Source organism: Motilibacter aurantiacus, assembly GCF_011250645.1.
GTDB lineage: Bacteria > Actinomycetota > Actinomycetes > Motilibacterales > Motilibacteraceae > Motilibacter_A > Motilibacter_A aurantiacus.
In genome coordinates, this window is sequence record NZ_JAANNO010000002.1 from 326,624 (window position 1) to 339,732 (window position 13,109).

At 75.7% G+C, this 13,109-nt stretch carries 9 protein-coding genes and 1 pseudogene; 2 read left to right on the top strand and 8 right to left on the bottom strand.

Annotated features, from left to right (window positions below; genetic code table 11):
* Position 1: 1 nt before the first annotated feature.
* From G9H72_RS05475 to G9H72_RS05490, 4 genes and pseudogenes are all read right to left on the bottom strand, one after another.
* Positions 2–1,228 (bottom strand): cysteine desulfurase family protein, encoded by a 1,227-nt coding sequence (locus G9H72_RS05475; RefSeq protein WP_166168646.1) that lies wholly within the window; start codon positions 1,226–1,228, stop codon positions 2–4.
* Between the two features lie 11 nt (positions 1,229–1,239).
* A complete protein-coding gene (locus G9H72_RS05480; RefSeq protein WP_166168648.1) occupies positions 1,240–2,451 on the bottom strand; it encodes a glycosyltransferase in 1,212 nt (403 codons plus the stop codon).
* The gene (locus tag G9H72_RS05485) at positions 2,448–3,653 is read right to left on the bottom strand and encodes a glycosyltransferase family 4 protein (RefSeq protein ID WP_166168650.1); all 1,206 of its coding nucleotides are present in this window, start codon (positions 3,651–3,653) and stop codon (positions 2,448–2,450) included. The genes G9H72_RS05480 and G9H72_RS05485 overlap by 4 nt, the downstream gene beginning before the upstream one ends.
* A gap of 272 nt (positions 3,654–3,925) precedes the next feature.
* Positions 3,926–4,672 (bottom strand): annotated as a pseudogene (locus G9H72_RS05490) (glycosyltransferase family 2 protein); the annotation flags it as partial.
* A 414-nt stretch (positions 4,673–5,086) separates the two neighbouring features.
* Between G9H72_RS05490 and G9H72_RS05495 the strand changes: the two are divergent.
* Entirely contained in the window at positions 5,087–5,791 is a 705-nt protein-coding gene (locus G9H72_RS05495) for a serine O-acetyltransferase (RefSeq protein WP_166168652.1), read from the top strand.
* Positions 5,792–5,843: 52 nt separating this feature from the next.
* Here the strand turns inward: G9H72_RS05495 and G9H72_RS05500 are convergent, their stop codons facing one another.
* The 4 genes from G9H72_RS05500 to G9H72_RS05515 all read right to left on the bottom strand — a co-directional run bounded on the left by G9H72_RS05500 (position 5,844) and on the right by G9H72_RS05515 (position 11,066).
* Positions 5,844–6,590, bottom strand: coding sequence for a hypothetical protein (locus G9H72_RS05500; RefSeq protein ID WP_166168654.1), 747 nt, complete (start codon positions 6,588–6,590; stop codon positions 5,844–5,846).
* Entirely contained in the window at positions 6,577–8,496 is a 1,920-nt protein-coding gene (locus G9H72_RS05505) for a hypothetical protein (RefSeq protein WP_166168656.1), read from the bottom strand. Before G9H72_RS05505 ends, G9H72_RS05500 begins: the two co-directional genes overlap by 14 nt.
* 171 nt (positions 8,497–8,667) lie before the next feature.
* On the bottom strand, positions 8,668–10,098 hold the full coding sequence (locus tag G9H72_RS05510; protein WP_166168658.1) for a family 16 glycosylhydrolase: 1,431 nt from the start codon (positions 10,096–10,098) through the stop codon (positions 8,668–8,670).
* On the bottom strand, positions 10,095–11,066 hold the full coding sequence (locus G9H72_RS05515) for a glycosyltransferase family 2 protein (protein ID WP_166168660.1): 972 nt from the start codon (positions 11,064–11,066) through the stop codon (positions 10,095–10,097). Before G9H72_RS05515 ends, G9H72_RS05510 begins: the two co-directional genes overlap by 4 nt.
* 204 nt (positions 11,067–11,270) lie before the next feature.
* Between G9H72_RS05515 and G9H72_RS05520 the strand changes: the two genes are divergently transcribed.
* Positions 11,271–13,055, top strand: coding sequence for a family 16 glycosylhydrolase (locus G9H72_RS05520; protein WP_166168662.1), 1,785 nt, complete (start codon positions 11,271–11,273; stop codon positions 13,053–13,055).
* Positions 13,056–13,109: the final 54 nt, after the last annotated feature.

Consider the following 13,109-nt stretch of genomic DNA (forward strand, 5'->3'; position numbering starts at 1 on the left):
GTCAGGCCCCGGCCGGCACGGCGCCGGCGACGCGCTCGCGAGCGGAGGAGCGCCCCTGGCCGGCGCTGCCCGCGCGCCGCGCCCGCTCCACGACGGGGGCTAGCGCGGCGACCGCGGCCTCGACGTCGCCCGGGGTGGAGGTATGACCGAGGCTGAAGCGCAGCGAGCCGCGCGCCCGCTCCTCCGCCACCCCCATGGCGAGCAGCACGTGGCTCGGCTGCGGGACGCCGGCCGAGCACGCCGACCCGGTCGAGCACTCGATGCCGCGCGCGTCGAGCAGCAGCAGCAGGGAGTCCCCGTCGCAGCCGGGGAAGGACAGGTGCGCGATGCCGGGCAGCCGGCCCTCCGGCGAGGGGTCGCCGTTGACCAGGGCGTCGGGGACCTGCTCCAGGACCCCGCGGACGAGGTCGTCACGGAGCGCGGCGAGCCGGGCGGCGCGCTCGGGGCGCTGCTCGACGGCCAGCGCGGCGGCGGCGGCGAAGGCGGCCACGGCTGGGGTGTCGAGGGTGCCGGAGCGGACGTCGCGCTCCTGCCCGCCGCCGTGCAGCAGCGGCACGAGCGGGACGCCGCGCCCGAGCAGGAGCGCCCCGACCCCGATGGGCCCGCCGAGCTTGTGGGCGGTGACGGTCATCGCGGCGAGGCCGCTGTCGGCGAACGACACCGGTAGCTGCGCGGGCGCCTGCACCGCGTCCGAGTGCACCGGGATCGCGTGCTCGGCGGCGAGCGCCACGACCTCGCGGACCGGCTGCACGGTGCCGACCTCGTTGTTGGCCCACATGACGCTGATCAGCGCCACCGAGGCCGGGTCGCGCGCGACGGTCGCGGCCAGCGCCGGGAGGTCGAGCCGGCCCGTCCCGTCGACCGGCAGCAGCTCGACGACCGCGCCCTCGTGCTCGGCCAGCCAGGCGGCGGCGTCGAGGACGGCGTGGTGCTCCACCGCGCTGACGAGCACGCGGCGGCGGCGCGGGTCTGCCCGGCGGCGCGACCAGTACAGCCCCTTGACCGCCAGGTTGTCCGCCTCGGTGCCCGAGGAGGTCAGCACGACCTCGCTCGGGCGGGCGCCGAGCGCCGACGCCAGCTGCTCGCGCGACTCCTCGACGACCCGGCGTGCCCGTCGGCCCGCAGCGTGCAGGGACGAGGCGTTGCCGACGGTCGGGAGCAGCGAAGCCATCACCGCGACCGCCTCCGGCAGCATCGGCGTCGTGGCTGCGTGGTCGAGGTATGCCATCGCTGCCGAGTCTAGGCGCCGTCGTGGCCGTCGCCCCTGCTGGACCGTCGCGACGACAGCAGCCGGGCGTAGAGCCCCTCGGTCGCCGCGAGCATCGCCGGCAGGCCGTAGCGCTCCTCCAGCGCCCGGGGCACGGGGTGGCGGCCCCCGTCGGTGCCCGCGCCGTCCAGGGCGGCCGCCAGGGCGGTGCGCAGAGCGTCCTCCTCGTCCGCGGGCGCGAGCGCGCCGGGGACATGGGTGGCCCACTCCGGCCGCAGACCGTCGTCGTCGAGCGCCGGGCACTCGGCGTAGACGACGGGGAGCCCGTTGGCCAGGCCCTCCACGATCGCGATGCCGAACGTCTCGTCCCGGGACGGGCTGGCGAGCACGTCGAAGGCGTTGAGCAGCCGTGGCACGTCCCGCCGGGGGCCGAGCAGGCGGACCTGCGCGGAGACGCCGAGCTCGTCCGCGACCTCGACGAGCCGGTCGTGCAGCGCCCCGTGGCCGGCGATCACGAGGTACGCCTCTGGCCGCGCGTGCAGCAGGGGCGCGACGGCGCGCAGCAGCGGCTCGAACCGCTTGACCGGGTCGAGCCGGCCGACCGCGCCGATGACCCGTGCCGCGGCCGGGAGCCCGAGGTCCTCGCGCGCCTGCCGGCGCAGGGTGGCGTCGTAGGCGAGCGCCGGGAAGTCGACCGCGTTGTCGATGACCGTGACCCGTCGCTGGTCGACGCCCCACTCCCCGAGCCGCTCGCGCGTGGTCGCTGAGACCGCGACGGTGTGGGTGGCGAGCCTCTCGAGGGCCCGGTAGGTCGCGCGCAGGGCCGGGGTCTTCGGCCGCCCCTCGAGCATGTCGGCCATGATCGAGTGCTCGGTCGAGACGACCACCGGGACCCGGGCCAGGCGCGCGGCGAGGATCCCGAAGAGCTGCGCGCTCAGCAGGTGGACGTGCACGACTTCCGGACGGGCCCTGCGCAGCAGCCGCGCGAGCCGCAGCACCGCCGTGCCCTTGGCCACGCCCTCCATGCCGAGCAGCTCGACCTGCGCCCCGCGGGCCGCCATCCGGTCGCCGATCTCGCCCGTGAGGTACAGGCACACCGCCCGCGCCTGCGTGCTGCCGCGGGTGACGAGGTACTCGATCTGGTTCTCCGCGCCGCCGGGAGCCAGGCCGGGCACCACGTGGACAACGCGCAGCGGCGCGCCCGTGCCCGGGGCGCGCACCGGCGCGGGAGCTTCCGCCGTCACGCGGCCTCCTCGTCGGGCGCCCGGTCAGCAGCGCTCGCCTTCACCGAAGAAGAGTTCGCCGCATTCTGCTTCCGAAGGACCGGCGCCCGGCGCGGAGCGGCGGCGACCTCCCGGTAGATGCGCTCCAGCGCGTCGGCCGCCGTGTCCCACGTCGGCAGGTCGACCTGCCGGGACGTGCGGGGCTTGCCCATGGCGGCGGCGAGCAGGCCGGCCGCCTGCTCGGGAGTGGCACCCGGGGCGATGCCGTCGACGAGCCCGTCCTCGACGAGGTCGGCGACCCCGGCGATGTCCGTGCCGACGACCGGGACGCCCAGGGTGAGCGCCTCCATCACCGCGACGGGGTGCGCCTCGTAGTCGGAGAACGTCGCGAAGACGGAGGCCTCCGCGAGGCTGCGTGCCATCGCGCCCCGGTCACCCGGGGGGACGGAGCGGATCTCGACGGCCTCGGCGACGCCGAGCTGCTCGGCGAGCGCCCGCAGCTCCGGCTCGTAGGGCCCGGCGCCGAGGACGTGGACGTGAGCCTCGGGGACGAGCCGCCGCAGCGCGGGCAACGCGGCGATGACCCGGTGATGGCCCTTGTAGCGCTCGAGCCGCCCGCTGGAGACGACGCGGCCCGCGACGGGGCGAACGCCGGCAGGCACCTCGGGAAGCGACCCGCCGTTGCGGACCACCGCGATCCGCTCCTCGTCGAGGCCCGTGGCCTTCGCGAAGAGGCGCCGCTCGAACCGGCTGACCGCGACCAGCCGGTCGGCGCGCCGCAGCAGCGGCGCGATCGCCCTCCACTGCGCGTCCCGGACCGCGTTGCGCGCAGCGGAGGAGTTGCCTCCGGTGTGGAACGTCACGACGAACGGGACCCGCGCGGACAGCGCCGCGAGCATCCCCAGCGGCGGCACGGCGGTGTGCACGCCCTGCACGTGCACGACGTCCCAGCCCCCCGTCCGCACGACCTGCGCCAGGCCGGGGGCGACGTAGTAGTCGCGCTCGGCCGGCCAGGCACGCCGGCGTACGACGTCGAACCCCTCGACCTGCTCGAGCCGCGGACGCGAGCCGGTGCGGTCCGAGGCCGCGACCGTGAGGTCGACCCCCGGGCGCGCCGCCAGCCGCTTGCCCACCTCGTGGACGTGGGTCTCGATGCCGCCGAGGTCCGGCAGGTAGCGCGCGGCCAGCTGCAGGACGCGCAACGGCCGGTCCGCCCCGCCCATCAGACCGCCACGTCCCCGCGGCCGTTGACGCGCGTGGTCGTACCGCGGGCGGCAGGCACCTCCCGCGCGGTGAGGTCGATCAGGTGCGAGCGCACCTCGGCGTCGTCGAGCTCGTCCACGTCGGCCTCGTCCATGGACTTGATCTCGGTGAGCTCACGGGCCACGACGCCCGCGGTCACGACGAGCTCGTCGGCGGGCGTGGGCAGCGGCGTCGGGGCCGGGCGCGCGGCGGCGGCACCGAGCGCGCGGACGCGGGCGCCGCTGATCACGTCCCGCTTCTCGATGGCGATCGTGCGCAGCACACGCAGGCCGTCGGAGACGGCGTTGAGGTTGCTGCTGCCGAAGAGCCGCTCGGACTCGAAGGACGCCACCTCCGCGATCTGCAGCCCGGCCGTGTGGACCCGGATGTTGATCAGGGTCTCGACCTCGAACCCGTCGCCCCAGCGCTTCTCCGCGGCGGCCTCGCCGGGCTCGCCCGGGTCCAGCGCGAGCACCGGGAGGATGCGGCGCCAGAAGGCGTTGTAGCCGTAGCAGAGGTCGCTGTAGCGGGTGCCGTGGACGGAGTTGGTGAGCAGGTTGAGCGCCTTGTTGCCCAGGCTGCGGACACGCGTGATGTCGCTGGACCCGCCGCCGGGGTTGAAGCGGCTGCCCTTCGCGTAGTCCGCGCCGGCGACGAGCGCGTCGACGTAGAACGGGATCTCGCCGGGGTCCATCGAGCCGTCGGCGTCGATCATCACGATGATGTCGCCGGTGGCCGCGTGGAAGCCGCACGCGAGGGCGTTGCCCTTGCCACGGCGCGTCTGCGTCACGACGCGGACGTCCGGCCACAGGCTGCGCGCGACATCGACGGTGTCGTCGACCGAGTTGCCGTCCACGAGGACGATCTCCGTGACGCCGCCGGGCATGTGCTTGGCGAGCCACGGCAGGTTGCGCGCCTCGTTCATCGCAGGCACGACGACGCTCACGGTCGGGCCGTCCGGGTCGAGGTCGCGGCGGGCCGCTGTCACCAGCACCTTCATGCTCGATAGCGCGGACATCCGCTCGTCGTGGTCAGGCACGTGCATCCCCCTGGGGCTGGTCGGTATCTGCGGGCGAGAGCTCTCGGCGGGCGCCGTCCCCCGGCTGCCCTCGTCGGCACCGGGGAGGCGACGTCGCGCGCGACGCTGCGCAGCGAGGAGAAGCCCCACAGAGAGATTCGGAGCCGACCGCGGGGTGGATGGGGGCTCTTCGAGTGGTTTTTCGCAGCGGCTCTCGCAGGCCGTTCCCGGCTACGATGACGCTGCTGCCCGCTTGCTCGCGTGCCGGGAGCCCAGCCCGGCACCGGCGCCGGCACCCGCTGTCCCCGCTCCCGCTCCCCTGCCCGTCGCGGCAGTCGCCGTCGGCGCCTCGTCGTGCCGGCGTCGAGCCCCTTCTCCACGACTCCGGGAGGCCACGTGCTCCGCCTGCAGCGCGCACGGTCCCTTCGCGCGGACGCGTTCGCCGCGGCCCGTGCCGACATCGCGCGCTACGTGCACATGCTCCGCCTGGACGGCGTCGGCGAGGGGGTGGCCGGCAGCGGGCGGGCGGAGGTGCTGCGTGCGGTCGCGGTGTGCCCCGGCCTGCAGGCGACCCTCGTCTACCGGTTCGGCCGGGCGGTCGCCCTGTCGCAGCCGAGCAGCGAGGCCGGCCAGGCCCTGCGGACGGCCGGGCGGATCCTGCACTTCGCCCTCGCCCGGCTCATGGAGATGACCAACGGGATCCGCATCAACGAGCACGCCGACATCGGCCCGGGCCTGCACATCGCCCACCACGGCACGACGATCATCGGCGCCGTCACGATGGGGGCCAACTGCAACCTCACCCACAGCATCACCCTGGGGCGGAGCAGCCGACGCGGCGAGAAGGGCGTCCCGACCCTGGGCGACCGGGTGTGGATCGGGCCCGGGGCGGTCGTCACCGGCGCGATCTCGATCGGCGACGACGTCGTGATCGGAGCGAACGCCGTGGTGACCCGGCCGCTGGCCGACCGCGCCGTGGCGTACGGCATCCCGGCCCGTGTGACGTCCGCGCGTGGGAGCTTCGACCAGGTGGTCTACCCGGGCTGCGACGAGGACCCGGTGCGGCTGGCGTCGATGGCGCTGCGGGCCAGCGCCCCGTGACGCGCAGCTGACCCACCACGGCGGGCGTGCGACGGCACGCCCCGCCGCCGGCTCAGCCCGCGTCGACGACGAGGGTCCGCAGCGGGGCGCTCCGCGGGTGCGCGCTGTCGACGAGCAGCAGCTGCGTCCGCCGGCCGGGCGCGGTCTGCACCGTGAGCCGCAGCGGCAGTCCCGGGCTGACGACGAGGTCGCTGTCCAGCGTGCGCCGCCGCTCCCCCACGACGGACACCAGGTCGTAGGGGCCCGAGCGCCCGCTCGCCGTGAGCACGACGTCGACCCGGCCGTCGCGGGGGTTCTCGAGCGCGAGCTGCAGCGGCGCCCGCTCGCTGTCGCGGGCAGACGTCACGGACACGCCCACCGCCGCGATGACGACGAGGGCGGCCGCGGCGTACCAGAGGTGGCCGGCCCGCAGCGCCGGCCACGCCGGGACGGAGGTCTCGGGGACGCCGCGCCGGGCGGCCACGCCCAGGGCCAGCAGCCCGAGCAGGCCCATGCCGAGCGCCCAGGACGTGCGGGTGATGCCGCCCGGCACCACGTCGAGCACGACGCCGAGCAGCACGGCGCCGACGAGCAGCGACCCCACCGCCACGAGCACGAGGTGCCGCAGGCCCTTGCCCCGCGGCGCCGCGGCGAGCACGACGGCCAGGGCCGCGAGCGAGGCCACCGGGGCGCGCAGGTACGCCGGCGCGCCCGCCACCGCGAGGGCGACGGCCGCGACCACGAGGGTCGCCGCGCCCCCGAGCAGCGGGACGCCCGCGTTGCGCATGTGGGCAGGAGCCCGGGTGTCAGCTCGCGTCACGCAGCGCCCTCACGTCGTAGATCTGGATCGAGCCGTTGTCGTAGACCCGCTGCACGCCCTCGACGGCGGCGAGCTTGGTCAGCGCGGAGCGGGACACCGGCTCGGTGCGCCCCTCCCCGCCGAGCTCGCCGCTCTCGTAGTAGACGCCGATGCGCGGCAGCCCGGTGGCGTCGCGCAGGTCGATCACGACGTACGCGATCCTCCCCTCGCGGATCAGCTCGGCGTCCCGGTCGGTGAACTCCGGCCCGAGCAGGACCTGGGAGGCGTCGATCCGGTCGCCCAGGTGCGTGACCGGATGGTGGCCGCCGATGGCGCCGGCGAGCAGCCGGCCCACCCGGTCGGCGAGCACGCGCTCGCCGGGCGGGAGGTTGCGGGCCTCCCAGCGGGCCGCCGCGATGTTGTCCGCGTCGACGCTGCGCGAGTCGGCCGAGACGAGGTAGGGCCCCGGCACGCGCGACCAGCGTGGCCCCGAGCCCAGGATCGTCTGGCCGACGAAGACCACCCCGACCAGGACGACGGCCACGGCGGCAGGCACCCAGCGCGAGAGCCGCCACCGGCGCACCAGCCAGGCCCCGAGCAGGAGCCCGACGCCGACGAAGAGGAAGCCGGAGGCGCGGTCCGTGACCTCGGACGTGGCGGGGGTGATGTGGCCGGCGGGGATGACCGGGTACGCCGCGCCGATGGCGCAGAGGAAGAGCGCGAGCGCGGCGCGGAGGCGCCACACGGCGCGGGCGTGCCAGAGCGCGGGCAGGATGGCCGCGCAGAGCAGGCCGAGGCTCGCCACCAGGGCGAGCTGCTGCCACGCCGGGGTCGTCTCGCCGCTGCCGTCGGAGAACAGCTGGCGGGACTCCTCGCCCTTGACCCGGCTCGACACGTCGTTGGCCGAGCTCTGGGCGATCTCGCCGAGATAGTGGGTGACCGTGTTCCCGGGGCGCAGCGCCCAGGCCAGGACGAGCAGCGTGCCGAGGCCGATGAGCCCGGCGAGCACCTTGCTGTCCGACGTCCGGCCGCGCAGCACCAGCTCGAGCAGGCACCACAGCACCAGCGCGCCGACCAGCAGCATCGCGGTCAGGTGGTGCGTGACCACGACCGCGCCGAGGGCCGCCGCGGCGGGTGCCGCGCCGCGCCAGCCGGGGACCCTGCGGTCGACGATGAGGTACACCGTCAGCAGAGCCAGCGGCAGCGACAACGTCTGATAGCTGTATTGCGAATTGAAGAACAGATATTGCGGGTTGCACGTGTAGATGAGAGCCGCCACGCAGGCGATGCGCATCGACCCGGTGACCCGCGCCATGACACCGATGAGGGCGAGCGTCATCACCAACCGCGCCAGGCCGAGCACGACCAGCGCCGCGGGCCGGTCCGGCAGCCCGGTGACCGCTTCGACCGCTGACGTCGCGATCTCGAGGCCGGGGTAGGACGACGAGGCGGGCAGCAGCGCGTTGTTCCCGAACAGGTGCCCGGTGTTCTGCAGGACCCGCAGGGTGTTCGCGTGCGCGAGCTCGTCGTGGAAGACGAACTGCGTCGGGTAGAGCAGGGCGCGGGTGCCGAAGAGCGCGAGCGGCAGCAGCAGGGAGAGCACCAGCCGCTCAGGGGCGGGGGTGCGCGCCCAGAGGACGCGGGCCGCGACCGGCACGAAGATCAGGCCGAGCCCGGCCCAGTAGACCGTCTCGGTGGAGGCGATCGGGTCGCCGTCGCGCCCGCGCGCCGCCGTCCACGCGACGAGCAGCAGGCCGACCGCCATGAGCAGCGTGACGGGGCCGGTGAGCGTGCGCCCCCTCGCGGGCGGGTCGTCCTCCTCGACGGCGGTGGCATCGGGCGTCAGCACCGGCATCGGCGTGGGCACCGGCATGGGCGCCTGAACGGGCGTCGGCGTCGTGACGGCCGGGGTCCGGGCGGTGCGCACGCGCCTACGGCCTCCACCGGCGGCGGAAGCGCGTGCACTCGCAGAGCGCGCAGTCCGACCCGCGTCGGAGGTGCTCGTGCGCCCGGCGGGGATGGCCACACGACGTGCAGGGGGTTGCTGGTCCGGCGGTTCGACGGAAGGGCCACCGGCGCGAGTCCACGTCTCCATCTTCTACGACGTCACCAGGACCCGGTCCACCAGCATGCGCGCGGGGAAGGTGGTCCCCCCGTCCGGCGGGCCCGCCCACTCGCCGCCCACGGCGAGGTTGAGGACGAGGTAGAACGGCGAGTCGAACGGCCAGTCCTGCCCCGGCCGCTGGTCCACGGCTGCAGCGGTGAAGTACGGGCGGCCGTCGACGCTGAAGGTGATGGCCCCCGGCTGGACGTCGGCGGCGTAGACGTGCCATCCCTCGCTGAGCGGGGACCCGGTGTCGCGGCCGAGCCCGAGGCTGCTCACCGGCTGGTCGCGCCAGCCGAGCGGGTCCTGGTCGTCGCCGAGCCCGTGCACGTGCGCGTAGACCGTCGAGGGCTCCTTGCCGACGACCTCCATCACGTCGTACTCGCCGCTGCGCGGCCAGTCCACCTGGGCGCGGTCGGCTCCCACCGCCCAGAACGCGGCCCAGAGCCCCGCGCCGGCCGGTGTCGAGATGCGTGCCTCGACGCGGCCGTAGGTGAAGCTGAACGTGCCCTCGGTGCTGAGCTTGCCCGAGGTGTAGTCGGCGCTGCCGCCGTCGAAGAGGAACGGCTCCCGGCGCGCGGTGATCGCGAGCGCCCCGTCGCCGTCGAGCGCGCTGTTCGACGGGTCGTCGGTGTAGGCCTGCAGCTCGCCGGTGTCGGTGGGCGTCTGCGTCGCGCGGCGCCACGGCCCGGTCGGCTCGGCGCCGGCGGGGCCGTCGAACTGCTCGTCGAGCAGGGTGCGCGCCCCGGTCGTCGGCCCCATCCCGATCACCGACAGGGCGCTGGCCACCGGCTGCCCCGCGACAGCGGTGAAGGAGACGCGCAGCTCCGGCCCGTCCACGTCGACCATGCCGGTCACGTGCAGGGCGCGGGTGCCGTCCGGGGACTGCACCGCCGGGTCGAAGCCCTCGGCGAGGACGCGGTCTCCGACGCGTACGTCGAAGACGCGGTCGCCGGGACTGCCGGGTGTGAAGTCCGCGAGCATGAGGTCCACGGCGTAGCGCCCCGGCACCGGGACGGTGATCGACCAGTCGGTGACGCCTTCGCGGTAGTGCTGGTAGAGCTCCGGGTTGGCGGTGCCGTCGACCGTCGCGGTCACCTGCTTCTCGACGCCGCCGCGCAGCCCGGACGAGGGCTCCCAGCGCCCGCCGGCCGCATCGACGAGGGCGCGGCTGGCGGCGGTCGACCGGCTGACGAAGCCGGTCGGGTCGGTGTCGGCCGGCCGGGACGACGCCCACCACGCCGCCCCGCCGACGACGAGGGCGAGCGCCACGAGCACGGCGAGCAGCGCGCCCCCGCGCCGGCGCGGCGCCCAGTGCGCGCCGCGACGGGGCGGGTCACCGGCGGGGGCGTCCGGCGTCCCGGGCACGGCCGCGCCCGTGGCGGGGCCGGCGGCGGGCAGGGAGGAGGTGCCGGCCGCCCTCACGCGCGCACCCGCGCGGCGAGGTAGCCCCAGCCGGTCCATGCCAGCCCGAGCACCACCATCACGCCTCGGCGGGGGTCGCGGCTGGCCAGGCCGCGCAGGACGCCGGTGGGCAGCGTGCGCAGGACGTACGCCCGCTCGCTGGACAGCGCCTCGTCGTGCGTGGACAGCCGGCCGACCTGCACCTTCGTGAGGCCCTCGCCGAGGCACCGGCGCCGGAAGTAGCCCAGGGTCGCCCGCTCCGGCGTCACGCGGTGGCGTACGACGGCGGCCGGCTCGTGCACCACCTCCGCGCCGGGGAACCGGCCCCGCGCCCGGATGCAGAGCTCGGTCTCCTCGCCGCCCGTGGGGCGGGTGCCGACGCGGCCGATGGAGCCCTCGAAGCCGCCCACGTGCTCCAGCACGCTGCGGCGGAAGCTCATGTTGGCCCCGATGCTGTTGCGGACCGGGGACCGGCGGGTGGGCAGCCCACGGTAGGAGCACCCCACCACCCAGTCGAACTCCGGCGGCCACCAGGTCGGGCGCCCGGCCGGCCAGGCCGGCTCGATGTGGCCGCCCACGCCGAGCACCGGGCCGGCGAAGTACGCGTCGGCGAGCCGCCCGGACCAGTCCGGGGCGGCTGCGGCGTCGTCGTCGAGGAAGGCCACCACGGGGCTCGTGGTGGCCGCCACGCCGGTGTCGCGAGCGCCCGAGAGCCCCTGCGCGCCGGCGTTGGGGACGACCGCCAGCTGGGGCCAGCGCTCCTGCGCGCGCGCCAGCAGCTCCGGGTTGTGGTCGATGACGACCACGACCTCGCCGACCGGCTCGTCCTGGCCGAGCAGGCTCGTGACCGAGGCGACGAGGTCGTCCCAGCGGTCCAGGGTGTAGGCGCAGACGACGACTCCGACGTCCTGCGGGCGCACGGGCGCCTCGAGGTCGGGCAGGGCGTCGCGTCGCGGCGCCGTCTCCCGATGGGTCGGGGACGTGGGCATGCAACCTCCAGGATCGGCGAGCACGGTCGGCGTTCGGGCGCGCGACGTTGCGACCCCTACGGATGTGTTCGGAGCGGCGGCGGGGCCGGATGGGTCCGGCCGGGGCCCTGTTCCGGGCGGGCCGGGGGAGCAGTCGGGAAACACTGGGTATCAAGATCGGACATCGGCTCAAGCCGGGCGCCCGACGAGCCGACGATTCGGCCCGTGACCCCGGTTCTCGTCCGGCGCGCGATCGCTCTCGCCGCCCTGCCCGCCCTGGCCGCCCTGCTCCCCTCCGCGCCCGCCGCCGCCGTCGTGCCGGCCGGTGCCGTGGAGGCCGAGGCGCTCTCCCTGCCCGCCGCGAGCGGCACGACGTACGCCGACACCACGGCGTCCGGCGGCCGCGAGCTCTTCCTCTGGTCGCCGGACGCCGCGACCGGGACCGTCCCGACCACGATGCGGGCCGCCGCCCTGCTGCTGCGCGCCCGCGGCGACCAGTGCCAGGGCGCCCCGCAGGCCGAGGTCACCGTGGACGGCAAGCTCGTCTCGACTGTCACGGTGAGCGCGGCGGGCTCCTGGGCGACGTACCGGCTGCCCGGCTCCTGGGAGGCGGGCGCCCACAGCGTCGCCGTCCGCTACGTCAACGACGTGCGCACCGCGGCGTGCGACCGCAACCTGCACCTGGACTCGCTCTCCTTCGAGGCCGCCCCCGGGGCCGTGCCGGTGCCCGCCGCCGCGCCCGCTCCCGCCCCCGTCCCCACCGCCCCCGCGGCCCCGACGGCCGCGGGCAGTTGGACGCTGCGCCAGACCACCGGCACGACCCCGATCACCGACGTGACCGGAGCGGTGTGGGCGCCGGCGACCGGGCTCGTCGGCGGCTCGCAGGTCCCGGTGTGGGGCGGCATCGCCGGCTCCGCGAGCGAGGCGCTGTACAGGTCCGCCCGCCAGGGCGCCACGTCGTGGACGGTCGACGTCCCGGCCGCGGCGCGCTACGCCGTGGACCTGCTCCTCTCCGACGCGACCGGCGCCAAGCCCGGCGCCCGCGTCTTCGACGTCACCGCGGCCGACGGCAACGGCACGCCCGTCCCGATCGCCACCGGCGTCGACATCGTGGCGACCGCGCGGGGCTGGTGGGCGTACCACGTCACCGGCGTCGTGCCCGTCACCAGCGGCAAGCTCACCCTGCGCTTCGTGGCGCGCAAGGGCCAGACCCTCGTCAACGGGCTGTCCGTCACCACCGCCGGGCCGCTCTCGTCGGCAGGCCCGGTCTTCACCGACGAGTTCACCGGGCCCGCGGGCTCCGCCCCGGCTGCGGTCTGGGGGCGCCGGGTCGGCAGCGGCCCGTGGGGCGGTGGCGAGCTGCAGGCGTACACCGACTCCCGGTCCAACAGCTACCTGGACGGCAACGGCCGGCTGGTCATCACGGCCCGCAAGGAGCGCTGGGCCGACAGGTACGGCGCGCAGGACTACACCTCCGCCCGTCTGGAGACCAAGGGCCGGCAGACGTTCACGTACGGCCGGGTCGAGGCGCGCATGCAGGTGCCGGCGGGAAAGGGGCTGTGGCCGGCGTTCTGGAGCCTCGGCGCCGACATCGACTCCGTCGACTGGCCGCGGTCGGGCGAGCTCGACGTCATGGAGTACCTCGGCAGCCAGCCCACCACGGTCTTCGGCCACCTGCACGGCCTCGGCGACGCGAGCGACAAGCTCGGCTGGCTGAGCCAGCGGGTGTCCGACGTCGGGCTCGGCTACGACACCGGCGTCCCGCTCGCGAACGGCATGCACACGTACGCGATGGACGTCACACCGAACTACGTCACCTTCAGCGTCGACGGCCGCGAATACTTCACGGCGACCCGGGCCGACATGCGCTCCGGCCAGCAGTGGCCGGTCGGGAAGCCGTACTACCTGATCCTCAACCTCGCGGTCGGGGGGGACTGGGGCGGCGCGCCCGACGCGTCGACGGCCTTCCCGGCCTCGCTCGTCGTCGACCGGGTGACGATCACCGGGTGACCGGGCTCCCGGCCGGCCGCACCCCTAGCATGGGTGCGGCCGCCGGAGGCGCGG

Excerpts from the sequence above, each read along its gene's own strand:
- G9H72_RS05515 (WP_166168660.1), bottom strand. The coding sequence starts at position 11,066 with ATGCCCACGTCCCCGACCCATCGGGAGACGGCGCCGCGACGCGACGCC.
- G9H72_RS05485 (WP_166168650.1), bottom strand. The coding sequence starts at position 3,653 with ATGGGCGGGGCGGACCGGCCGTTGCGCGTCCTGCAGCTGGCCGCGCGC.
- G9H72_RS05475 (WP_166168646.1), bottom strand. The coding sequence starts at position 1,228 with ATGGCATACCTCGACCACGCAGCCACGACGCCGATGCTGCCGGAGGCG.